Genomic DNA, 21,293 nt, shown 5'->3' on the forward strand with positions numbered 1-21,293 from the left:
CCGTAGCCCCCCGCCAACACTTTATGCAACCTGCTGGCTTTCCTCTTCTATACGCTGCGCTTCTTCTTTTTCCTGCGCTAATAGCTGCTTTTCGTAAACCTTAAAGAATGGAAAGTAGATAACAGCAGACACCAGCGCCAGCAGAACAACCAGAATGGCCGCACGATAATCCCAGCCTAACGCCCATGCCGCGCCAACCGGTGCCGGGGCCGTCCAGGGAACGACTGAAATCACTCGCCCAATTAAATCCAGTTTCATCGCCGCCCACGCCAGTACCGCATTCACCATCGGGGCCAGCAAGAAAGGGATAAAGAACACAGGGTTCATGACTATCGGCGTACCGAAAATCACCGGTTCGTTAATGTTAAAAATGCTGGGGACCACGCTCAAACGTCCGATCGAGCGTAGATGGGCCGAGCGACTCCGCAGATAGCAAATCACCAACCCCATCGTCGCGCCGGAACCACCAACCACAATGAAGAACGTCCAGAATGCTTCCATAAAGATATGCGGTAAAGGCGCCCCCTGCGCCAGCGCCGACTGGTTCATCCCGAGATTGGTGAGCCAGAACATTTGCAGCATTCCCGACACAATTGCCGCGCCATGAATGCCGGCAAACCACAGCAGATGGCCGATCAGTACTGCCAAAAGTATCGCCGGGAGAGAATCTGCCGCCGACACCAGTGGTTTAAAGATGGCCATGATGGCCTGCGGGATCAGCATGTCAAACTGCGACTGAATCACCAGGCTCAACGGGTACAGCGTCAGCACCACCACCAGCACCGGGATCAGCAGATCGAAGGAGTTTTTGATCATCGGCGGCACTTGATCGGGTAAACGAATGCCGATGTTGTGCGCCTTCAGGAAGCGCATCATTTCAACACAGTAAATGGCCACCAGGATAGCGGTGAAAATCCCCGTACCGCCCAGGCTATCAACCGGCATCGTGCCTTTGGTTTTCGGTGCAGCAATCAGTAAAAAAGCCATGATCGATAGCATCGCGCACATGAATGGATCTAACTGATGTGACTTCACATAGTGCTTGCCCAGGTTATACGCAATAGCCGCACAGATGTAGACCGACATAATCCCCATCGTCATATCAAACGGTGTAAGGATTTGGCCTTCAAACTGTTTCGCCATATCCAGCCACGCGCGGGCAAACCCCCAGGTCGTATCAGGAGAAAAAGGCGGGTAGGCAAAAACCAGCAAAAACGAGCCTACGATCATAAAGGGCATCGCCGAAATAAACCCATCGCGGATGGCCATCACATGACGTTGTGAAGAAATGCGTCCGGCAACAGGACTGACATAGTTTTCAACAAAGCGGAAAATTACATTAAACACAGCATGATTAGTAGACATAGCCGTTCTCCCGTTGCGCAAAACCCTGCAACCGTGCTGGCATTAACACCACCACGTAAAGCCCATTACCACTTTTCGCAACCGTGCCGGGAGGAACGCCAGCGCTACTGCATTTTGAGTTAAGTTTCATAGTTGGCTCTTATTATGTGATACAGAGGAAGTGACAACTTCAGTATTAATCGTCATTTCAGCATTCTGCAACCGGTTACTGTAACCGGTTTCTTTGATTGTGAAGAGGATCGAAAAACTGCCAATGTTGCCATGTTGTTACATTAAAATATTTACAGCGAGCTTGCCCCTATGACAAATTACACCATGCGGTTTTCTGCTGTACGCAGCTGCCTGTAGGCGATTTGGAGAGAAGAATGAGTTTGCAATCAGTGCGCCAATTTTTAGCGCAACATGCACCAGATATTGAGATCATCGAATTAGATCAGAGTACCGCTACCGTCGATCTGGCAGCAAAAGCCCATAACGTCGAACCCGGTCAGATCGCGAAAACGCTTTCGTTGAAGGTCAAGAACGACATTATTCTGGTCGTCGCCAAAGGTGATGCCCGACTGGATAACAAAAAGCTAAAGAGTACGTTCGGCGCCAAGGCCCGTATGTTGAGTAGCGATGAGGTGGTGAACGCGACGGGTCATCCCGTTGGCGGCGTTTGCCCTTTCGGACTGGAAACGCCGATTGCGGTGTACTGCGACGTCTCGTTAAAGCATTACGCTGAAGTGCTTCCCGCCGCAGGCGCCATCCACAGCGCTGTTCGAATCACGCCGGAAAGGATGGCTGAGCTGACTTCCGCCACCTGGGTGGATGTGTGTCAGTGAGGCTTCATGCCCCGTGCCAGTAGCAAAACCCGGCACGGGGCGATCTGACATGACCCCTTAAGAAGCAGCCTGCAGGAAAGGCGCCGGTTCACCTGCACGCAGATACAACAGAATATCTGCCGCATCCAGCAGTCCGGCATCTGAGCTCACGCCAAGTTTCGACATCACATTAAATTTATGTGCCCGAATAGTTTTAATATTCCTCTCAAGCTGCACAGCAATCTGCGGCATTGAATAGCCATTCGACATAAAGCGCAGTATTTCGCGTTCTGTCGGGCTGAGCATCCGGCTTTGATTGATATACCAATGGTTTTTCGAACCTTCGGTTCCTCGGCTGGAGCAATTCAGTGCCGTAAATAGCGCGTCCTGAAGTACCGTTAACGAGGAAGATTTACTCACAACACCATCTAGCGGCAAGGGTGACAGAGAGCCAATTAAGCGCGCCTCCGCATCATCATCGGCAATGACCACACGCTTGATGCGCGGAAAATTAATCGCCAGCTCCGTCAGATAGGCGAGTCCAGCTCTGCGATCGGTTCTGATTGCAGAGAGAGAGAAAATAACTGCCGAAAATGGCGTTTTTAACATCGCCTGACTAAAGGCAGGCTGATTAGAAAAAAGATGAAGTTTATATCGGTCATCCGGCATGGTATTAAATAAACTCTTAATACCCACACTACTCATCGCGCACTTTTCTACCAGTGCGACGTTTCTTTTGATGCTTCTGCTTTCCATTCCGTGGTCTCTCCATAAACTGAAGGTAAATTCAGTTCTCGCGATCCTTGAGAACTGTTTATCCATGCGTACATTTCTGCATTGCTGTGTATTGATAAGCGACGCATAGCGCTGTTCTTTTGGGCACTGATTGTTTTATTGCTTTTCTTCAGCAATGTCGCAATCTGATTAATTCCCCAACCTTTTCCCAGCAGTCTCAGTACTTTTCTCTCCGAGAGCGTAAGTACAATTGAGCGGGCGCTATGGTCTGCTAACTCTGGCATCACGGGCGGAGAGAGCAGCGACTTGCTAATTCTCTCAGCACGAGTATTTCCTGCGTGAATAACATTCACTAAACTTTCAATCGGCTCGGCATCAGATAACAGCGAACTGACAGGACACATCAGCAGCTCAATGGCCAGAGGATAAAAAATACGGGAAACGAGAAAAACCCAGTGAATATCACGGTATTGAGATAATAAAGAGTAATATTGTTCGCAGACTGAACGTGGGTGATTACAGTCTCCGGATAAATCAGCAACCACCAAATCAGCGCACCGCAGCTGCAACAATGTCAGTTCTTCAACGGAACGACAGTAGGTAAGTTCGTAATCAGCGAACTGCCCCTGCATTACACCTTTAAGTCCGGTTTGTACGATTGGTAATTTACTAATAATAATTGCGTTTTTGCGGCGTCCTGGCAACATATCTCCTCCACACTCACCAGTCCGTATTCGCACTTATTAAAAATTTCCTGATAAATTAAAAATATTAATTAACAGAAAACCTCTAAACAATAGACGAGGTGAATTGTTTATCCTTGGCTTTTATTCAAATATAAAGTAATGGCGCTACAATCCCAATAGCGTCAAACTATTGAACCATTATTACAAAATTACGCATAAATACATTCTATGTACAATTAAAAGAACTACAATAGAACATTAGCGTTGCTTACGTATTTGCCATCCTGATAAATAACACTACATTTTCATAAGCGTTGTCTTTATTGATAAGCAGGTAAGGCGTCCAGACGCGTAAGACCTGCGTCTTTTTTCGACGCAAAGATTGATCTTAGCCAGAGCCAACAGGATCATGCTTCATGATAAAAAGAAGGCATCCTTCATGCAAAGAGATCCTTATCAGTCAGAGCGAGCCATGCAAACAGAGCAGTCGTCACAGCGAACGGTTACACGGTTATGTATTCAATGCGGTCTTTTTTTACTTCAGCATGGGGCAGAAAGCGCGCTGGTTGACGAGCTATCCACCCGCCTCGGGCTGGCGCTTGGCATGGACAGCGTAGAAAGCGCTATCTCCTCTAACGCTATCGTCCTGACCACCATTAAAGATGGGCAGTGCCTGACCTCAACGCGAAAAAATCAGGATCGCGGGATTAACATGCACGTCGTGACGGAGGTGCAGCACATCGTTATTCTCGCGGAACACAAACTGCTGGATATTAAAGGCGTTGAGAAACGCTTTAGCCAGATTAAACCGCTGCGCTATCCAAGATGGCTGGTCGCCTTGATGGTCGGCTTGTCCTGCGCCTGCTTTTGTAAACTCAATAACGGCGGATGGGATGGCGCGGTGATCACCTTTTTCGCCAGCATGGTGGCGATGTATATCCGCCAGATTCTGGCGTCCCGGCATTTGCACCCGCAAATCAACTTTTGCATCACCGCGTTTGTGGCGACCACGATTTCAGGCCTGCTACTGACGTTGCCGACGTTTAACCACACTCCAACCATCGCCATGGCCGCCAGCGTACTGCTGCTGGTTCCGGGCTTTCCGCTGATCAACTCCGTCGCGGATATGTTTAAGGGACACATTAATACCGGACTCGCCCGCTGGGCGATTGCCAGCCTGCTGACGCTGGCGACCTGCATTGGCGTCGTCATGTCGATGACCTTATGGGGGCTGCGCGGATGGGCGTGATCGATTTCATTTTGGTGCTGATGCAGGACATGATCCTGTCTGCGATCCCGGCGCTCGGCTTTGCCATGGTATTTAACGTACCGCATCGGGCGCTCCCCTGGTGCGCGTTACTCGGCGCGCTTGGGCACGGTTCGCGAACGGTGATGATGAGCACAGGGTTTAATATCGAATGGTCGACCTTTATGGCGTCATTGCTGGTCGGCTGCATTGGGATCCAGTGGTCACGCTGGTATCTGGCACATCCGAAAGTCTTCACGGTTGCGGCGGTGATCCCTATGTTCCCTGGGATCTCCGCCTACACAGCCATGATCTCGGCGGTAAAGATCGGCCATTTTGGCTACAGCGAAGCGCTGATGATCACCCTGTTGACCAATTTTCTCAAAGCCTCATCAATTGTCGGCGCGCTCTCCATCGGGCTGTCCGTTCCGGGATTATGGCTGTATCGCAAACGCCCGCGCGTGTAGCGGCACGCTTTTTTAGCACCTCGCAGAGAGGGGAATCACCCCCTCATCTGCTGCTCTCCTTCTTCTCTGTGTTACTATAAAAGCAGCCCCCTTCTCGGTTGTTGTTCAGTATTGAGAAACATTATGCCCAGCAAAATTTTGACGCCGGACGTCACTAGCATTGACGCCTTACTACACGATCACCATGCGGTGCTGGCCAGGTCTGCAGGCGGTGCCGTAGCCGTTTTCGCCAATAACGCGCCAGCGTTTTACGCGGTGACGCCTGCGCGACTGGCCGAGTTGTTGGCGCTTGAAGAGAAGCTGTCACGCCCGGGAAGCGATGTGACGCTGGATGCACAATTTTATGAAGAGCCGCAAGCCGCCCCCGTTGCCATACCAATGGGGAAATTTGCGATGTACGCTGACTGGCAGCCCGATGCCGACTTTCAGCGCCAGGCCGCCCTGTGGGGCGTGGCGTTAAGAGAACCGGTCACCGCTGAAGAACTGGCCTCATTTGTCGCCTACTGGCAGGCCGAAGGCAAAGTTTTTCACCATATTCAGTGGCAGCAAAAACTGGCGCGCAGTATCCAGATTGGCCGGGCCAGCAATGGCGGAATGCCGAAGCGCGATGTGAACAGCGTCAGCGAGCCTGACAACCATATACCACCGGGTTTTAGAGGATAACGATGAAAAACGTTGGCGACCTGATGAAACGTCTGCAAAAAATGATGCCGGCTAATGTCGAGCCTGCCTTTAAAACGGGCGAGGAGCTGCTGGCATGGCAAAAAGAGCAAGGTGAAATTCGTGCCGCAGCCCTGGCCCGCGAAAACCGGGCCATGAAAATGCAGCGCACTTTCAACCGTTCCGGGATCCGTCCGCTGCATCAGAACTGTTCATTCGATAACTATCGGGTGGAATGCGAGGGCCAGATGAACGCCCTGAGCAAAGCCCGTCAGTACGTTGAAGAGTTTGACGGCAATATCGCCAGCTTTATCTTCTCCGGCAAGCCCGGCACCGGTAAAAACCATCTGGCCGCCGCCATCTGCAACGAACTGCTGCTGCGCGGCAAGTCGGTGCTGATCATTACCGTGGCTGATATTATGTCGGCGATGAAAGAAACCTTCAGTAATCGTGAAACCAGCGAAGAACAGTTACTCAACGATCTGAGTAACGTGGATCTGCTGGTGATCGACGAGATCGGCATGCAAACCGAATCGCGCTACGAAAAAGTGATCATCAATCAGATCGTCGATCGCCGCTCGTCTTCAAAACGACCAACAGGCATGTTAACCAACAGTAATATGGATGAAATGAACAAACTGCTGGGCGAGCGGGTAATGGACCGCATGCGGCTTGGCAACAGCCTGTGGGTAATCTTTAACTGGGAAAGCTACCGTAGTCGGGTAACCGGTAAAGAGTATTAACGTATTAGGACCACTCCTAAGACTGCCAGCGCTATACTGCGCTGAAAAGGCATAACACGAGTTGCATATAATGATGAAAACACCCCAACGTCTGCTGTGCTGTGCGCTTGCCGCCAGCACGCTCATCTCCACCAGCGTTTTTGCTGCCTCCTGGCAGGATTCACTCTCCAGCGCGGCCAGCGAACTGAGCAAACAAAGCTCCGGCTCGCAGGGCAGCTCGTCGCTCTCTTCCCTGACCAGCCTGCTGAATGGCAGCAATCAGTCGCTGACTTCCAGCAGTATGAATAACGCCGCTGGGATCCTGGAATATTGTGCGAAACAGAAGCTGGCCTCGGTCACCGACACGCAAAACATCAAAAACCAGGTGCTGGATAAACTGGGGCTCAGTGCTCCTGAGCAGAAGCAAGATACCAACTATATGGACGGTATTCAGGGTCTGCTCAACGCCAAAGATGGTCAACAACTGGACCTGAACACGATTGGCAATAGCTCGCTGGCGAAGCAGGTAAAAACCAAGGCCTGCGATCTGGTGTTAAAACAGGGTATGAACTTCATTTCCTGATGCACGACATGCCGCGTATTACCTGCGCGGCATCAATTTTTCACCCCATTACATTCACACGTCAAATAACCAGCAAATCCCCTGCAAAAAACACGCATATCTAAACCAATTCTGAATAACAACGTAATTTAATGTCACTACAATTGCAGCAATATAACATCGCTATTACATTGTGCTTTCCCCTAATGATTAGCCTGCCAGGCATGTGCCCGGTTTATTGAGGATCGACCGTTGTCAGAATTAATCTCCATCACTCTGTTTCTCGCTTCAGTGCTGATTTACGCCTGGAAAGCGGGTCGCAACACCTGGTGGTTTGCCGCCACGTTAACGGTGCTGGGGATTTTTATTGTCTTGAATATCACGCTGTACGCCAGTGACTATTTCACCGGCGACGGGATCAATGACGCGGTACTCTACACGCTGACCAACAGCCTGACCGGCGCGGGGATTGGAAAATATATTTTGCCGGGGGTCGGCATCGCGCTGGCGCTGACGACGGTTTTTGTCGCTCTCGGCTGGATCCTACGCCGCCGTCGCCATCATCCGCATCATGTGGGTTACAGTCTGCTGGCCCTGCTGCTGGCGCTGGCCTCCGTTGACGCCAGCCCGGCGTTTCACCAGATAACCGAACTGGTGAAGTCGCAGTCGCGCGATGGCGATCCGGATTTCCCAACGTATTATAAAGAGCCATCGAAAACCATTCCCAACCCCAAGCTGAACCTGGTTTATATCTACGGCGAAAGCCTCGAACGCACCTATTTTAACAATGACGCGTTCCCGGATCTGACCCCAGAACTCGGCGCGTTGAAAAATGAAGGTCTGGATTTCAGCAACACCATGCAGCTTCCGGGCACCGATTACACCATCGCTGGCATGGTCGCCTCCCAGTGCGGTATTCCGCTGTTTGCGCCATTTGAAGGCAACGCCTCGGCGTCGGTCTCAAGCTTTTTCCCCAACAATATCTGTCTGGGCGATATCCTGAAAAACTCCGGCTATCAGAACTACTTTGTGCAGGGGGCCAACCTGCGCTTTGCCGGCAAAGACGTGTTCCTGAAATCTCACGGCTTTGACCATCTGTACGGCGCAGAAGAGTTAAAAAGCGTGGTGGCAGACCCGGCCTATCGCAACGACTGGGGCTTCTACGACGATACCGTACTGGACGAAGCGTGGAAAAAATTCGAAGAGCTTTCGCGCTCGGGCCAGCGTTTTTCACTGTTTACGCTGACTGTGGATACCCATCATCCGGATGGATTTATCTCACGTAGCTGCAACCGTAAACGTTATGACATCGACGGGAAGGCCAACCAGTCGTTCAGCGCGGTCAGCTGCAGTCAGGAAAATATTGCCGAATTTATCAATAAAATCAAAGCATCGCCATGGTTTAAAGATACCGTAATCGTGGTTTCTTCCGATCATCTGGCGATGAACAACACCGCATGGAAGTATCTGAACAAGCAGGATCGCAACAACCTGTTCTTCGTGCTGCGCGGCGACCAGCCGCAGCAGGACACGCTGGCGGTGAAGCGTAACACGATGGATAACGGCGCAACGGTACTGGATATTCTCGGCGGCGATAACTTTATCGGCCTTGGCCGCAGCAGTTTGTCGAGCGAATCCGTGTCGGAAGTGTTCCTGAACATCAAAGAAAAAATGCTGGCGTGGAAGCCCGATATTATCCGTCTGTGGAATTTCCCGAAAGAGATGAAAGAGTTCACCGTCGACCAGGACAAAAACATGATCTCTTTCTCTGGTAGCCATTTCCGCCTGCCGCTGCTGCTGCGCGTGTCGGATAAACGCGTCGAGCCGCTGCCGGAAAGCGAATACTCGGCCCCGCTGCGCTTCCAGTTGGCGGATTTCGCCCCACGCGATAACTTCGTCTGGGTCGATCGCTGCTACAAAATGGCGCAGCTATGGGCGCCGGAGCTGGCGCTCTCTACCGACTGGTGCGTATCGCAGGGTCAGTTAGGCGGGCAGCAAATCGTGCAGCACGTTGACAAAGCCAAATGGAAAAGCAAAACCGTCTTTAAAGACACGGTGATCGACATGGAGCGCTACAAAGGTAACGTCGATACGCTGAAAATTGTCGATAACGACATTCGCTACAAAGCCGATAGCTTCGTCTTCAACGTGGCGGGCGCACCTGAAGAGGTCAAACAGTTTAGCGGCATATCACGCCCCGAATCCTGGGGACGCTGGTCCAATGCGCAGCTCAGTGAAGAGGTAAAAATCGAATACAAAGCGCCATTGCCGAAAAAATTCGATCTGGTCATCACCGCCAAAGCCTATGGTGATAACGCCAATCGTCCGATCCCCGTGCGCGTTGGCAACGAGGAACAGACGCTGGTGTTAGGCCATGACGTCAGCACCACCACCTTGCATTTTGATAACCCGGCGGATGCCAATACGCTGGTAATTGTCCCACCCGATCCGGTCGCCACCAACGAGGGCAATATTCTCGGCCACTCGCCGCGTAAGCTGGGGATCGGGATGGTTGAAATCAAAGTAGTAGCTCAGGGCTCTTAACATGATAGGCCTGATAGCGCTTCGCTTATCAGGCCTATCGTTAACCCCATTTATTGCCTGAAAAAAAACAGCGCCCAACACCACACCGGGCGCTGCATGGCAACCTTATTCCAGACCGTTCACCGCCTGGCGCATACCCTGCACCAGAATCATCTCGAGGTTAGCCGTCACCTGTCCGGCAAGCCCTGGCAGCAACGTTAAATCTTCACCCCAGTGCGCCGTATCGCCGAGCACGGCATCCACCAGTTCACGCAGCGTTAAATCATTGCCTACTCTCGGCCACAGGCTGGCATACAGGCTTACCCACTGTTCATCATCCTGTATCGGATAGCGTTCCCCGTCGCGCTCTGCACGATAAAACGCCAGCAGCGCAGCGAGGGCAAACGTTAACCGCACGGGCCAGCGCCCATTTCGCTGACCCGCCAGCAGCTGCGGCAAAATTCGGGTACGGAATTTAGTCATGCCGTTTAGCGCAATGGAAAGCAACTGGTGACGAATGTAAGGGTTCTGAAAACGCCCGCTTACCGCGTCGGCAAATTCTCGCAGTTCATCCGCCGGAAGATCCAATACCGGTATAATTTCCTCGCCAATCGCCCGCTCGACAAAGCGGTGCACATCGGCATCCTGCATCGCCTCACCGACGGTCTCCAGTCCGCACAGCCACGCCACCGGCACCAGCGCCGTATGCGCGCCATTGAGAATGGCGACCTTGCGCTCTTTGTACGGTTTGATATCGCTCACCACCCGGATGTTCAGCGGACACTGCACCAGCTTCAGCTCCTCTGCCAGCCACTGCGGCCCCTGGATCACAAACAGGTAAAAATGCTCCGCGGTATCGAGAAACGCATCGTGATAGCCAAGCGTCGCTTCCAGCGCGGCAGCTTCTTCACGCGGGTAGCCAGTAACAATGCGGTCGACCAGCGTCGAACAGAAGGTGTTCGCCGTTTCCACCCAATCAGCAAACGACGGAGGAAGCTGCCACTCCTGCGCATATCGCAGCACCAGCGTTTTGAGCGCCTCACCGTTATAGTCGATCAGTTCGCAGGGGATAATCACCCAGCCCTTATCCACCGCCCCCGCAAAATGGTTAAAGCGCTCCAGCAGCAGTCGCGTCAGTTTGGCCGGAAAACTCACCGGCGGGGCATCATCCACGCAGTCTGCCGCGTGATAGCTAATTCCGGCTTCAGTGGTATTCGAAAACACAAATCGGATGTCCGCATTGTGCGCCAGCGCCAGATACGCCGCGAAATCCTGGTACGGATTGATTTCGTTATTCACCGAACGGATAAGCCGCGCTTCGCTCACCGCTTCGCCCTGCTCGTTAAGCCCGCGTATCAGCGTGGTATACAACCCGTCCTGAGTATTCAGCGACGGCGGAAAATCAGTATTGATCGGGCGAACGATGGTCACGCCAGCATTCAGAGTGGTGTGCTCGTTGAGGATATCCAGTTGCCAGTCGATAAACGCCCGCAGGAAGTTTCCTTCACCAAACTGGATCACGCGCGTTGGGTAGCTGGCCCCCGGAAAATCACGTCGATTCAATGTGTTCATCGCAATTACCCTCTCAGAACGTGATCACGCCTTTAATCAGCTCACGGTTGTTAATGACATCCCGCTCGTAGATTTCTGCCAGTGTGGCAAACGCGTAACGGTGCGTGAGCATCATGTCGGCGGTCAGTTTGCCTTCCGACATCAGACGGCCCACTTTGGCGAAATCTTCCGGCGTGGCGTTGCGACTGCCCATCATGGTGGTCTCTTTCTTGTGGAACTCGGGGTCAGAGAACTGCAAATCACCTTTGAACAGCCCAACAAAAACAATGCTGCCGCCATGGCGAATCAAATTCACCGTGTTGTTCATCGCATGCTGATTTCCCGTGGCATCAATGACCTTTTGCGCCAGCGAACCGCCAAACTGAGCGCGCAGCTGCGCATCAAAATCTTCAGCGGATGGGTCGATAACCGGAAGTCCCAACCGGGAAGACACGTGCTCCCGACGCGCGGGACTGGTATCGGCGACCACCACCTGTGCGCCATCGGCTTTGGCAATCGCCGCTGCGCCCAGACCAATCGGACCAGCACCGACCACCAGCACCTGCTCACCTGGCGCCACCGCCGCCCGACGTACCGCATGCGCGCTGATGGCGTAAGGCTCAATCAGCGCCGCCGCCTGCGGGTCAATCCCCTGCGCGTCCAGTAAGTTGGTCACCGGAACGGACAGATATTCACTAAAACCACCATCCTGATGTACGCCAATCACCGAAATCTTCTCGCAGCAGTTGGTACGTCCGCTCAGGCATGCCGGACACTGCTGGCAGGCCACGTAAGGAATAACCGCCACCTGCTGACCATTTTTCAGATTCTGTATATTTTTTCCCAGCCCGACAATTTCCCCACATATTTCATGACCTAATACACGTGGGTAGCTGAAAAAAGGCTGATTGCCGCCCCAGGCATGAATATCGGTACCACAAATCCCTACCGATTTAATTTTTATTAATGCTTCTCCCTCACCCGGAATAGGTATTTCGCGTTCTTTCCAGACTAATTTTTTAGGTTCCTGGCAAATCAACGTATTCATCGTAGACATGATTCTGCTCTCCTGTTTTTTTGTTGCCTCAGATATCAACGAAAATAAAAAAGCCGGAGAAAGCAGAAACACAATCTGTGAATTCCAACGCATAAAAATGTTTTAAATCGGGTTTTAATAGGCAAAAAGGAGAAACCATGAGCCGTTCGCAGAACTTACGTCACAATGTGATTAACCAGATTATCGATGATATGGCGCGTGGTCATATCCCTTCCCCTCTCCCGTCGCAAAGCGCATTAGCGGAGATGTACAACATCAGCCGCACCACCGTGCGCCATATGCTGAGCCACTTAGGCGAGTGCGGCGTGCTGACCCAGGTCGGCAGCCACTATGTCATCGTGCGTAAACCCGACCATGACGACGGTTTTGCCTGCACCACCGCCTCCATGACCGAGCAAAACCGGATTTTTGAGCAGGCGTTTTTCACCATGATCAACCAGCGCCAGCTGCGTGCAGGCGAGAGCTTCTCCGAACTGCAGCTTGCCAGAGCCGCGGGCGTCAGTCCGGTAGTCGTACGGGAATATCTTTTAAAATTCGAACGTTACAACCTGATCAAAAACGAAAAACGCGGTCAGTGGAGCATGAAGCAGTTCGATCAGGCCTATGCGGAGCAACTGTTTGAACTCAGAGAAATGTTGGAAACCCATTCCCTGCAGCATTTTCTCAATCTGCCCGATGATGACCCGCGCTGGCTGCAGGCTAAAACGCTGCTGGAACGCCACCGGATCCTGCGCGACAGCATCGGCAGCAGCTTTCGTATGTTCTCGCAGTTAGACCGTGAGTTTCATGCCTTGCTGCTCTCTGCTGCCGATAATATATTTTTCAATCAATCACTTGAAATCATCTCCGTGATTTTCCACTTCCACTATCAGTGGGATGAGAGCGACCTCAAACAACGCAACATCATTGCCATCGATGAACATATGACCATCCTCAGCGCGCTGATCTGTCGCAGCGACCTGGATGCCACCCTGGCGCTCTGTAACCATTTGAATTCAGCCAAACAATCGATGATTCGCTCCATCAACCAGAGTCATAGCGCCGCCCATTAAGTACCGATAAAAAACAGCAAACCATTACCGGGAGCACGATTTTATAAAAATAAAAACGCCTGAAAAATACCTCTTGCCTATGCTCACGCTAAGTCGACTGCATTAAAAACTTTTGTGAGCGGTGATGAGCGAATTGATTCATCACTGGTATTTTTTTCAATACTGCACAGCCCGGCTGTGTGAAAAATAAATTATTGAGGTTCAGGAGTCCGGCGTGGAAAAAAATAATATTACCCTCGACCCGAGTTCTTCGTTTGGCACGTCGTCATCTGCGGATATTAATGTTCCGCCTGAGGGCATGGTGCAACGCAGTAGCCGAATAAAACGTATTCAGACCACAGCAATGATTTTATTATTTTTTGCTGCGGTGATTAATTACCTAGACCGCAGTTCATTATCGGTCGCCAACTTAACAATTCGGGAAGAACTGGGGCTGAGCGCCACGCAAATCGGCGTCCTGCTGTCGGTCTTCTCTCTCGCTTACGGTATTGCGCAACTGCCCTGCGGCCCGCTGCTGGATCGTAAAGGTCCGCGCATTATGTTAGGACTCGGGATGTTCTTCTGGTCGCTGTTTCAGGCGATGTCCGGCATGGTGCACAGCTTCACACAGTTTGTGCTGGTGCGTATCGGGATGGGGATTGGCGAAGCGCCGATGAACCCATGCGGCGTAAAGGTGATCAACGACTGGTTTAACATCAAAGAGCGTGGTCGCCCGATGGGGTTGTTTAACGCCGCCTCGACCATCGGGGTTGCCATTAGCCCGCCGATTCTGGCCGCCATGATGCTGGTAATGGGCTGGCGCTGGATGTTTATTACCATCGGCGTGCTGGGTATTTTCCTCGCCATCGGCTGGTACATGCTGTATCGCAACCGCGAGCAAATTGAGTTGAGCGCCACGGAACAAGCGTACCTGAACGCCGGCAGCGTCAATGCCCGCCGCGATCCGCTGAGCTTTGCCGAATGGCGCAGCCTGTTTCGCAACCGTACTATGTGGGGCATGATGCTGGGCTTTAGCGGCATCAACTATACCGCATGGCTATACCTGGCCTGGCTGCCGGGCTACCTACAGACCTCCTACAACCTGGATTTAAAAAGCACCGGCTTAATGGCGGCGATCCCGTTCTTGTTTGGCGCAGCCGGCATGCTGATTAACGGTTTTGTCACCGACTGGCTGGTAAAAGGCGGTATGGCGCCGATTAAGAGCCGTAAGATTTGTATTATCGCCGGGATGTTCTGCTCAGCAGCCTTCACCTTCGTCGTGCCGCAGGCCACAACGTCGATGGCCGCCGTGTTACTGATCGGTATGGCGCTGTTCTGTATCCACTTCGCCGGCACCTCGTGCTGGGGCCTGATCCACGTCGCCGTCGCCTCACGCATGACCGCTTCCGTGGGCAGTATCCAGAACTTTGCCAGTTTTATCTGCGCGTCGTTTGCGCCGATCGTCACCGGATTTATTGTTGATACCACCAACTCTTTCCGTCTGGCGCTGATCATCTGCGGCTGCGTCACCATGGTGGGCGCCCTCGCCTACATCTTCCTGGTTCGCCAACCCATCAGCGATCCGCGTAAAGATTAATCCTTCAGATGCCCGATAACACCGCGCTTATCGGGCATGTTATGCTCCTCGTATGAACATCACCTTGCGCGCGACTATTCTGGCAGACACTGCCGCTCTTCCCGCCATCGAACGATCTGCGGGGCAACGTTTTTTACTTATCCCCGAACTGGCGTGGATTGCTGACGACCAGATTATATCGGCTGCTCAGCATCGGGCATTTGCCGCCGCAGGCATGAGCTGGCTGGCGCTGGTCGATGCGCGTCCGGTCGGTTTTTTGGTTGCCGAAGCGCTGGGGTCATCGCTGTTTATTGCTGAACTTTCACTGCATCTGGAGTGGCAGGGAAAAGGAATTGGCCGCAGATTGCTTGACTATGTTGCCAAACAGGCGCGTGAGAAAGGTTATACGTCGCTCACGCTAACCACCTTCCGCGGTGTGCCGTGGAATGCGCCATTGTACGCGCGACTGGGATTTGAAATGCTGGCTGACGAGACGCTTTCGCCGGAATTGCGCGAAAAAAGAGCTGAAGAAGCGGCGCACGGGCAGACGTACGAACTACGCTGCGCCATGCGCCTGATGTTGCGTTGATTACCCGATGGCGGCTACGCCTTATCCGGCATCACAGGTTTAAAACGTTTCCCAGTTATCCCCGGCATCCGTTACCGCAGCTTTACGCGGCTGGGCCGTTGAAACCGGTTTAGCGGCGGCAACGTCACGCGCGCGCTGTTGGTCATGCTGAATACGGAACACGGCAACGGCCTGAGTCAGACGGCTGGCCTGCTCTTCAAGCGCCGCAGCGGCGGCGGCGGATTCTTCCACCAACGAGGCATTCTGCTGCGTCACGCGATCCATCTCAGCGACAGCCAGACCGACCTGGTCGATACCGCGGCTCTGTTCATCAGAAGCAGAGGCGATTTCACCCATGATATCGGTCACGCGGGTTACCGCATTGACGATCTCATCCATGGTTTCACCGGCGCTTTCAACCAGCGTTGAACCCACATCCACACGGCTGACCGAGTCTTCAATCAGGCTCTTAATCTCGCGCGCGGCCTGCGCACTACGCTGGGCCAGGTTACGAACTTCACCCGCAACCACCGCAAATCCACGGCCCTGCTCGCCCGCCCGTGCGGCTTCTACCGCGGCGTTGAGTGCCAGAATATTAGTCTGGAAGGCAATGCCGTCGATAACGCTGATAATGTCGGCGATTTTCTGCGAACTGGAAGCGATGTCGCGCATGGTTTGCACAACATTATCCACCACTTTGCCGCCTTTCTGCGCGGTTTCAGAAGCGCTCAGCGCCAGATGGCTGGCCTGACGCGCGTTTTCGGCGTTCTGCTTCACGGTCGCCGTCAGTTGTTCCATGCTGGCCGCAGTTTCTTCCAGAGATGCGGCCTGCTGTTCGGTACGCGAAGAGAGATCGTTATTCCCCATCGCAATCTCGCTGGCCCCGCTGTAAATCGCGTTGGCGCCGTTACGTACGTCACCCACGGTATTCATCAGCTCACCCTGCATGTGACGCAGGCTTTCCGCCAACTGTCCAATCTCGTTGGAACCTTCCACCTCAATACGTTTCACCAAATCGCCGCTGGCGATATGACGAATGCTGTCGATCAGACGGTTCATTGGGGAGATAAGGGTCAGTTTGATACCAAACCACACCGCAATAATCGCCGCCAGTACGGTAATCAGCACGCAGATCAGCACCCACATCGCCTGGCTGTAAGAACTGTTGTTATCTTCCACCGCGATGTCATACAGGCGATCGTTCTGCTGCATGTAACTCATATACTGCTTCTCAAAGCCATCCTGATAGCTCTGCGTCGGTTGATCAAAGAACGCGTTGATCTTCCCGTCACCCAATAACTGGATCAGCTCCGCCAGCGCGCCGTGGTAGATGTCATAGGTGCGATTGATCTCCTGGAACGCGGCTTCGCTTTGGCGCGGATCGCGCGGGAGCGACTCGTAAATCGCCCAGTTTTTTTCCGTCAGCTTCAGCGCCGTGCTGGCTACCTGCATCAGTTCGGCAACGGTCGCGCCGCTGCCGATATTGCTCTGATCCATCATGTAGCGAATGCCCGCCCGGTTCAGGGTATTACGCGTTTGCAGCAGCTCAACCCAGGTGGCGTTCAGCGCAGACTGTTGCTGGCGAATGGTTTGCAGAACGGTAAAGTTCTCTTTGTCATTCTTAAGTGAGTTAAAAAACAAGCCGCCCGAGGCGAGCTGTAAAAGGCCAAACAGCGCCAATACCAGCAGTAAGCTGGTAACAATCTTCATTCGTTTTAACATGTTTTCTCTTTCCGCTAGACAGATGTCAGAATTTTCGGCCTGGAAAGGGAAAACTTTATGAAATTCGTGCTAGTTGAATCGATCTCAGCATCGACGATTCGTCGATGCCCACCGCCAGCCAAAGATCTAAATAGGTTTATTAGTGATCTCAATCACATAAATTTCCCCGCTCATCCCCACTACTTACCGCTCACTGACATTTGGGACCGCTTAAGCTGACATACAACCGCTCACTTATTTACCTTACTTTACGCGCGTAATTCTCTGGCAAGATCCCCCCAACATAGCAGTCAAATAACCTCCTCAAACACAAGATCAAACCCACGCGGCTTCGGCCAATTATTAATAGGTACCCTAGATAATTCGAGTTGTAAGAAGGCGGCAAATGAGGGAATCCTCAGGAGCTTACAAAAGTAAGTGACTGGGGTGAGCGAATGAAGCCAACGCACATACAACTTGAAGTATGACGGGTAAAAAACCAGGTTTTACTATGGATACGAAAAAGTTATTCAAGCACATACCCTGGGTGATTCTCGGAATCATCGGTGCATTCTGCCTCTCGGTAGTGGCATTACGTCGGGGTGAACACATCAGCGCCCTGTGGATCGTGGTCGCCTCAGTTTCTGTTTATCTGGTGGCCTATCGTTACTACAGCCTTTATATCGCCCAAAAGGTGATGAAACTTGACCCGACGCGTGCCACGCCGGCGGTCATCAACAATGACGGTCTGAACTACGTTCCAACCAACCGTAACGTATTGTTTGGTCACCACTTTGCCGCTATCGCAGGTGCGGGTCCGCTGGTTGGGCCGGTACTGGCTGCGCAGATGGGCTACCTGCCCGGTACGCTGTGGCTGCTGGCAGGCGTCGTGCTGGCCGGTGCGGTGCAGGACTTCATGGTGCTGTTTATCTCTTCCCGCCGTAACGGCGCATCTCTGGGTGAGATGATCAAAGAAGAGATGGGCCCGATCCCAGGAACCATTGCGCTGTTCGGCTGCTTCTTAATCATGATCATCATCCTCGCGGTACTGGCGCTGATCGTGGTAAAAGCGCTGGCGGAAAGCCCGTGGGGTGTGTTCACCGTCTGCTCAACCGTACCTATCGCACTGTTCATGGGGATCTACATGCGATTCCTGCGTCCGGGGCGTGTGGGTGAAGTGTCGGTGATTGGTATTGTGCTGTTGGTAGCCTCAATCTACTTCGGCGGCGTGATTGCGCACGACCCGTACTGGGGCCCGGCGCTGACCTTTAAAGACACCACCATCACCTTTACCCTGATCGGTTACGCGTTTATCTCTGCGCTGCTGCCGGTATGGCTGATCCTCGCCCCGCGCGACTATCTGGCTACTTTCCTGAAAATCGGCGTTATCGTCGGTCTGGCGGTGGGGATTGTTATCCTCAACCCGGAACTGAAAATGCCGGCAATGACGCAGTACGTTGATGGTACTGGCCCGCTGTGGAAAGGCGCTCTGTTCCCGTTCCTGTTCATCACCATCGCCTGTGGTGCGGTATCTGGCTTCCACGCGCTGATTGCTTCCGGTACCACGCCGAAGCTGCTGGCCTGTGAAACCGATGCGCGCTTTATCGGTTATGGTGCGATGCTGATGGAATCCTTCGTGGCGATTATGGCGCTGGTTGCTGCGTCTATCATCGAACCGGGTCTGTACTTCGCGATGAACACCCCGCCTGCGGGCCTTGGCATCACCATGCCGAACCTGCATGAAATGAGCGGCGAAAACGCCCCGCTGATTATGGCGCAGCTGAAAGATGTTACCGCACATGCGGCAGCGACCGTCAGCTCCTGGGGCTTCGTGATTTCGCCTGAGCAGATCCTGCAGACCGCGAAAGACATCGGTGAACCGTCCGTTCTGAACCGCGCAGGTGGCGCACCGACGCTGGCCGTGGGTATCGCTCACGTGTTCCACAAAGTGCTGCCGATGGCTGATATGGGCTTCTGGTATCACTTCGGTATTCTGTTTGAAGCGCTGTTCATCCTGACCGCACTGGATGCCGGTACCCGTTCTGGCCGCTTTATGCTGCAGGATTTACTGGGTAACTTCGTGCCGTTCCTGAAGAAAACCGATTCTCTGGTTGCGGGCATCATCGGTACTGCGGGCTGCGTCGGCCTGTGGGGTTATCTGCTGTATCAAGGCGTTGTTGACCCGCTGGGCGGCGTTAAGAGCCTGTGGCCGCTGTTCGGCATCTCTAACCAGATGCTGGCTGCCGTGGCGCTGGTTCTCGGCACCGTGGTGCTGGTTAAAATGCAGCGCACCAAATACATCTGGGTTACCGTGGTTCCGGCAGTATGGCTGCTTATCTGCACCACCTGGGCGCTGGGTCTGAAACTGTTCAGCACCAACCCGCAGATGGAAGGCTTCTTCTTCATGGCGAGTCAGTACAAAGAGAAGATTGCTAACGGCGGCGAACTGACCGCGCAGCAGATTGCCAACATGAACCACATCGTCATCAACAACTACACCAACGCAGGTCTGAGTATTCTGTTCCTGGTGGTGGTGTACAGCATCATTTTCTACGGGTTCCGTACCTGGCAGAAAGCCCGCTCCATCAACGGTCGCTCTGATAAAGAGACACCGTATGTACCGGTGCCGGAAGGCGGCGTGAAGACCTCTTCACACCACTAACCTGAAGCCGGGTGGCGCACGCTTACCTGGCCAGGATCACTTAGTGCCGCAGTTAACGTAGGCCGGATCAGGCGCAAGCCGCCATCCGGCTTTATTCATTAACAGGACGATAGAATGTTTGGTACTTTAGGTCAGGCAAAAAAGTATCTCGGTCAGGCGGCGAAGATGCTGATTGGTATTCCGGACTACGACAACTACGTCGAGCACATGAAGACCAACCATCCCGATAAGCCGTACATGACCTACGAAGAATTCTTCCGCGAGCGCCAGGAAGCCCGCTACGGTAGCGGCGGAAGCAGTTGCTGTTAGAAGGAGAAGTGAATGACCCCGATTGCAGTTACCCTACTCACCGGTTTTCTTGGCGCGGGTAAAACCACCCTGCTGCGCCATATTCTCAACGAGCAGCACGGTTACAAGATTGCCGTTATCGAAAACGAATTCGGCGAAGTCTCGGTGGACGATCAACTGATTGGCGATCGCGCCACGCAGATCAAAACCCTGACCAACGGCTGCATTTGCTGTACCCGCTCCAGTGAACTGGAATACGCACTGTTAGACCTGCTCGATAACCTCGACAAAGGCACCATCAATTTCGACCGTCTGGTGATCGAGTGCACCGGCATGGCCGACCCCGGCCCGATTATCCAGACCTTTTTCTCCCATGAAGTGATTTGCGAACGCTACCTGCTGGACGGCGTAATTGCGCTGGTTGACGCGGTACATGCTGATGAACAGATGAACCAGTTCACCATCGCCCAGTCGCAGGTAGGCTATGCTGACCGCATCCTGCTGACCAAAACCGACGTCGCTGGTGTTAGCGAGAAACTGCATGAACGCCTGGCGCGCATCAACGCCCGTGCGCCGATTTACACCGTGACGCATGGTGACATCGACCTCTCCCTGCTGTTCGACACCAACGGTTTTATGCTGGAAGAGAACGTGGTCAGCGCCAAACCGCGCTTCCACTTTATTGCCGACAAGCAAAACGATATCTCCTCGATCGTCGTCGAGCTGGATTACCCGGTCAACATCAGCGACGTGTCGCGAGTGATGGAAAACCTGCTGCTGGAATCCGCCGAGAGGCTACTGCGCTACAAAGGCATGCTGTGGATTGAAGGCGAGCCGAACCGACTGCTGTTCCAGGGCGTCCAGCGCCTGTACAGCGCCGACTGGGACCGCCCGTGGGGCGACGAACAACCACACAGCCTGCTGGTGTTTATCGGTATTAACCTGCCGGAAGATGAGATTAGAGCAGCGTTTGCGGGATTGAAGAAGTAATCTCCTGCTGAATTGCCCGGTGGCGCTACGCTTACCGGGCCTGGAAATTCCACCTTCCCATAGGCCGGATAAGGCGCAGCCGCCATCCGGTACTTACTGC

20 protein-coding genes are annotated in these 21,293 nt (G+C 53.1%); 13 read left to right on the forward strand and 7 right to left on the reverse strand.

The features are described 5' to 3' along the window. Nucleotides 1-21 precede the first annotated feature (21 nt). Together WHR59_RS20355 and WHR59_RS20360 are read right to left on the reverse strand one after the other, a co-directional pair. Nucleotides 22-1,365, reverse strand: coding sequence for a PTS sugar transporter subunit IIC (locus WHR59_RS20355; RefSeq protein WP_043018325.1), 1,344 nt, complete (start codon nt 1,363-1,365; stop codon nt 22-24). Beyond that, complete coding sequence (locus tag WHR59_RS20360) at nt 1,355-1,495, reverse strand: hypothetical protein (protein WP_170928017.1); 141 nt, start codon at nt 1,493-1,495, stop codon at nt 1,355-1,357. The genes WHR59_RS20355 and WHR59_RS20360 overlap by 11 nt, the downstream gene beginning before the upstream one ends. Before the next feature lie 235 nt (nt 1,496-1,730). Between WHR59_RS20360 and WHR59_RS20365 the strand changes: the two genes are divergently transcribed. After that, entirely contained in the window at nt 1,731-2,189 is a 459-nt protein-coding gene (locus WHR59_RS20365) for a YbaK/EbsC family protein (protein WP_043018324.1), read from the forward strand. A 57-nt stretch (nt 2,190-2,246) separates the two neighbouring features. Here the strand turns inward: WHR59_RS20365 and bglJ are convergent, their stop codons facing one another. Both bglJ and WHR59_RS20375 read right to left on the reverse strand, forming a co-directional pair. Next, a complete protein-coding gene (gene bglJ, locus WHR59_RS20370) occupies nt 2,247-2,924 on the reverse strand; it encodes a DNA-binding transcriptional activator BglJ (RefSeq protein ID WP_051642787.1) in 678 nt (225 codons plus the stop codon). Continuing rightward, nucleotides 2,885-3,610 (reverse strand): helix-turn-helix transcriptional regulator, encoded by a 726-nt coding sequence (locus WHR59_RS20375; protein WP_043018322.1) that lies wholly within the window; start codon nt 3,608-3,610, stop codon nt 2,885-2,887. The genes bglJ and WHR59_RS20375 overlap by 40 nt, the downstream gene beginning before the upstream one ends. Nucleotides 3,611-4,061: 451 nt before the next feature. On the opposite strand from WHR59_RS20375, the gene WHR59_RS20380 reads away from it, so the two are divergent. The 6 genes from WHR59_RS20380 (at nt 4,062) to opgB (ending at nt 9,790) form a co-directional block, all read left to right on the forward strand. Next, nucleotides 4,062-4,838, forward strand: coding sequence for a threonine/serine ThrE exporter family protein (locus WHR59_RS20380; protein WP_043018522.1), 777 nt, complete (start codon nt 4,062-4,064; stop codon nt 4,836-4,838). Then, nucleotides 4,829-5,302 carry a threonine/serine exporter gene (locus WHR59_RS20385; protein WP_047406380.1) on the forward strand — a complete coding sequence of 158 codons (474 nt, stop codon included), beginning with the start codon at nt 4,829-4,831 and terminating at the stop codon, nt 5,300-5,302. The genes WHR59_RS20380 and WHR59_RS20385 overlap by 10 nt, the downstream gene beginning before the upstream one ends. Before the next feature lie 123 nt (nt 5,303-5,425). Then, nucleotides 5,426-5,965: a primosomal protein DnaT gene (gene dnaT, locus WHR59_RS20390; RefSeq protein WP_043018320.1), complete on the forward strand. Its 540-nt coding sequence runs from the start codon at nt 5,426-5,428 to the stop codon at nt 5,963-5,965. A gap of 2 nt (nt 5,966-5,967) precedes the next feature. Further along, nucleotides 5,968-6,705 (forward strand): DNA replication protein DnaC, encoded by a 738-nt coding sequence (gene dnaC, locus WHR59_RS20395; RefSeq protein WP_043018319.1) that lies wholly within the window; start codon nt 5,968-5,970, stop codon nt 6,703-6,705. A gap of 70 nt (nt 6,706-6,775) precedes the next feature. Then, entirely contained in the window at nt 6,776-7,267 is a 492-nt protein-coding gene (locus WHR59_RS20400; protein ID WP_338843405.1) for a DUF2501 domain-containing protein, read from the forward strand. A 231-nt stretch (nt 7,268-7,498) separates the two neighbouring features. Next, nucleotides 7,499-9,790, forward strand: coding sequence for a phosphatidylglycerol--membrane-oligosaccharide glycerophosphotransferase (gene opgB, locus WHR59_RS20405; RefSeq protein WP_047406389.1), 2,292 nt, complete (start codon nt 7,499-7,501; stop codon nt 9,788-9,790). A 105-nt stretch (nt 9,791-9,895) separates the two neighbouring features. Here opgB and WHR59_RS20410 read toward each other — a convergent pair whose 3' ends face one another. Together WHR59_RS20410 and WHR59_RS20415 are read right to left on the reverse strand one after the other, a co-directional pair. Then, a complete protein-coding gene (locus WHR59_RS20410) occupies nt 9,896-11,341 on the reverse strand; it encodes a tagaturonate reductase (protein ID WP_172862667.1) in 1,446 nt (481 codons plus the stop codon). Nucleotides 11,342-11,354: 13 nt separating this feature from the next. Beyond that, nucleotides 11,355-12,377, reverse strand: coding sequence for a zinc-binding alcohol dehydrogenase family protein (locus WHR59_RS20415; protein WP_032942306.1), 1,023 nt, complete (start codon nt 12,375-12,377; stop codon nt 11,355-11,357). 137 nt (nt 12,378-12,514) lie between these two features. Here WHR59_RS20415 and WHR59_RS20420 point away from each other — a divergent pair, with 137 nt between their 5' ends. From WHR59_RS20420 to WHR59_RS20430, 3 genes are all read left to right on the forward strand, one after another. Further along, complete coding sequence (locus tag WHR59_RS20420) at nt 12,515-13,429, forward strand: GntR family transcriptional regulator (protein ID WP_003019148.1); 915 nt, start codon at nt 12,515-12,517, stop codon at nt 13,427-13,429. Nucleotides 13,430-13,643: 214 nt separating this feature from the next. Then, entirely contained in the window at nt 13,644-15,005 is a 1,362-nt protein-coding gene (locus tag WHR59_RS20425; RefSeq protein WP_003845612.1) for an MFS transporter, read from the forward strand. Nucleotides 15,006-15,057: 52 nt separating this feature from the next. Then, nucleotides 15,058-15,573 carry a GNAT family N-acetyltransferase gene (locus WHR59_RS20430; protein WP_172862665.1) on the forward strand — a complete coding sequence of 172 codons (516 nt, stop codon included), beginning with the start codon at nt 15,058-15,060 and terminating at the stop codon, nt 15,571-15,573. Nucleotides 15,574-15,612: 39 nt separating this feature from the next. Here the strand turns inward: WHR59_RS20430 and tsr are convergent, their stop codons facing one another. Further along, nucleotides 15,613-17,274 carry a methyl-accepting chemotaxis protein gene (tsr, locus tag WHR59_RS20435; protein WP_043018314.1) on the reverse strand — a complete coding sequence of 554 codons (1,662 nt, stop codon included), beginning with the start codon at nt 17,272-17,274 and terminating at the stop codon, nt 15,613-15,615. A 490-nt stretch (nt 17,275-17,764) separates the two neighbouring features. On the opposite strand from tsr, the gene btsT reads away from it, so the two are divergent. The 3 genes from btsT to yjiA all read left to right on the forward strand — a co-directional run bounded on the left by btsT (nt 17,765) and on the right by yjiA (nt 21,193). Next, nucleotides 17,765-19,915, forward strand: a complete 2,151-nt coding sequence (btsT, locus tag WHR59_RS20440; RefSeq protein WP_043018313.1) for a pyruvate/proton symporter BtsT — start codon at nt 17,765-17,767, stop codon at nt 19,913-19,915. Between the two features lie 114 nt (nt 19,916-20,029). Beyond that, the gene (locus WHR59_RS20445; RefSeq protein WP_003830038.1) at nt 20,030-20,224 is read left to right on the forward strand and encodes a YbdD/YjiX family protein; all 195 of its coding nucleotides are present in this window, start codon (nt 20,030-20,032) and stop codon (nt 20,222-20,224) included. A 12-nt stretch (nt 20,225-20,236) separates the two neighbouring features. After that, on the forward strand, nt 20,237-21,193 hold the full coding sequence (yjiA, locus tag WHR59_RS20450; RefSeq protein ID WP_338843406.1) for a GTPase: 957 nt from the start codon (nt 20,237-20,239) through the stop codon (nt 21,191-21,193). Nucleotides 21,194-21,293: the final 100 nt, after the last annotated feature.

The sequence above is a fragment of the Citrobacter europaeus genome, from assembly GCF_037482245.1.
Classification (GTDB): Bacteria; Pseudomonadota; Gammaproteobacteria; order Enterobacterales; family Enterobacteriaceae; genus Citrobacter; species Citrobacter europaeus.

Coding starts and splice junctions, on each gene's coding strand:
- WHR59_RS20385 (WP_047406380.1), top strand. CDS start 4,829: ATGGGCGTGATCGATTTCATTTTGGTGCTGATGCAGGACATGATCCTG.
- WHR59_RS20415 (WP_032942306.1), bottom strand. CDS start 12,377: ATGTCTACGATGAATACGTTGATTTGCCAGGAACCTAAAAAATTAGTC.
- dnaC (WP_043018319.1), top strand. CDS start 5,968: ATGAAAAACGTTGGCGACCTGATGAAACGTCTGCAAAAAATGATGCCG.
- WHR59_RS20360 (WP_170928017.1), bottom strand. CDS start 1,495: ATGAAACTTAACTCAAAATGCAGTAGCGCTGGCGTTCCTCCCGGCACG.
- tsr (WP_043018314.1), bottom strand. CDS start 17,274: ATGTTAAAACGAATGAAGATTGTTACCAGCTTACTGCTGGTATTGGCG.
- WHR59_RS20430 (WP_172862665.1), top strand. CDS start 15,058: ATGAACATCACCTTGCGCGCGACTATTCTGGCAGACACTGCCGCTCTT.
- btsT (WP_043018313.1), top strand. CDS start 17,765: ATGGATACGAAAAAGTTATTCAAGCACATACCCTGGGTGATTCTCGGA.
- bglJ (WP_051642787.1), bottom strand. CDS start 2,924: ATGGAAAGCAGAAGCATCAAAAGAAACGTCGCACTGGTAGAAAAGTGC.
- WHR59_RS20380 (WP_043018522.1), top strand. CDS start 4,062: ATGCAAACAGAGCAGTCGTCACAGCGAACGGTTACACGGTTATGTATT.
- WHR59_RS20400 (WP_338843405.1), top strand. CDS start 6,776: ATGATGAAAACACCCCAACGTCTGCTGTGCTGTGCGCTTGCCGCCAGC.
- WHR59_RS20355 (WP_043018325.1), bottom strand. CDS start 1,365: ATGTCTACTAATCATGCTGTGTTTAATGTAATTTTCCGCTTTGTTGAA.
- WHR59_RS20420 (WP_003019148.1), top strand. CDS start 12,515: ATGAGCCGTTCGCAGAACTTACGTCACAATGTGATTAACCAGATTATC.
- WHR59_RS20445 (WP_003830038.1), top strand. CDS start 20,030: ATGTTTGGTACTTTAGGTCAGGCAAAAAAGTATCTCGGTCAGGCGGCG.
- dnaT (WP_043018320.1), top strand. CDS start 5,426: ATGCCCAGCAAAATTTTGACGCCGGACGTCACTAGCATTGACGCCTTA.
- WHR59_RS20375 (WP_043018322.1), bottom strand. CDS start 3,610: ATGTTGCCAGGACGCCGCAAAAACGCAATTATTATTAGTAAATTACCA.
- yjiA (WP_338843406.1), top strand. CDS start 20,237: ATGACCCCGATTGCAGTTACCCTACTCACCGGTTTTCTTGGCGCGGGT.
- WHR59_RS20365 (WP_043018324.1), top strand. CDS start 1,731: ATGAGTTTGCAATCAGTGCGCCAATTTTTAGCGCAACATGCACCAGAT.
- WHR59_RS20410 (WP_172862667.1), bottom strand. CDS start 11,341: ATGAACACATTGAATCGACGTGATTTTCCGGGGGCCAGCTACCCAACG.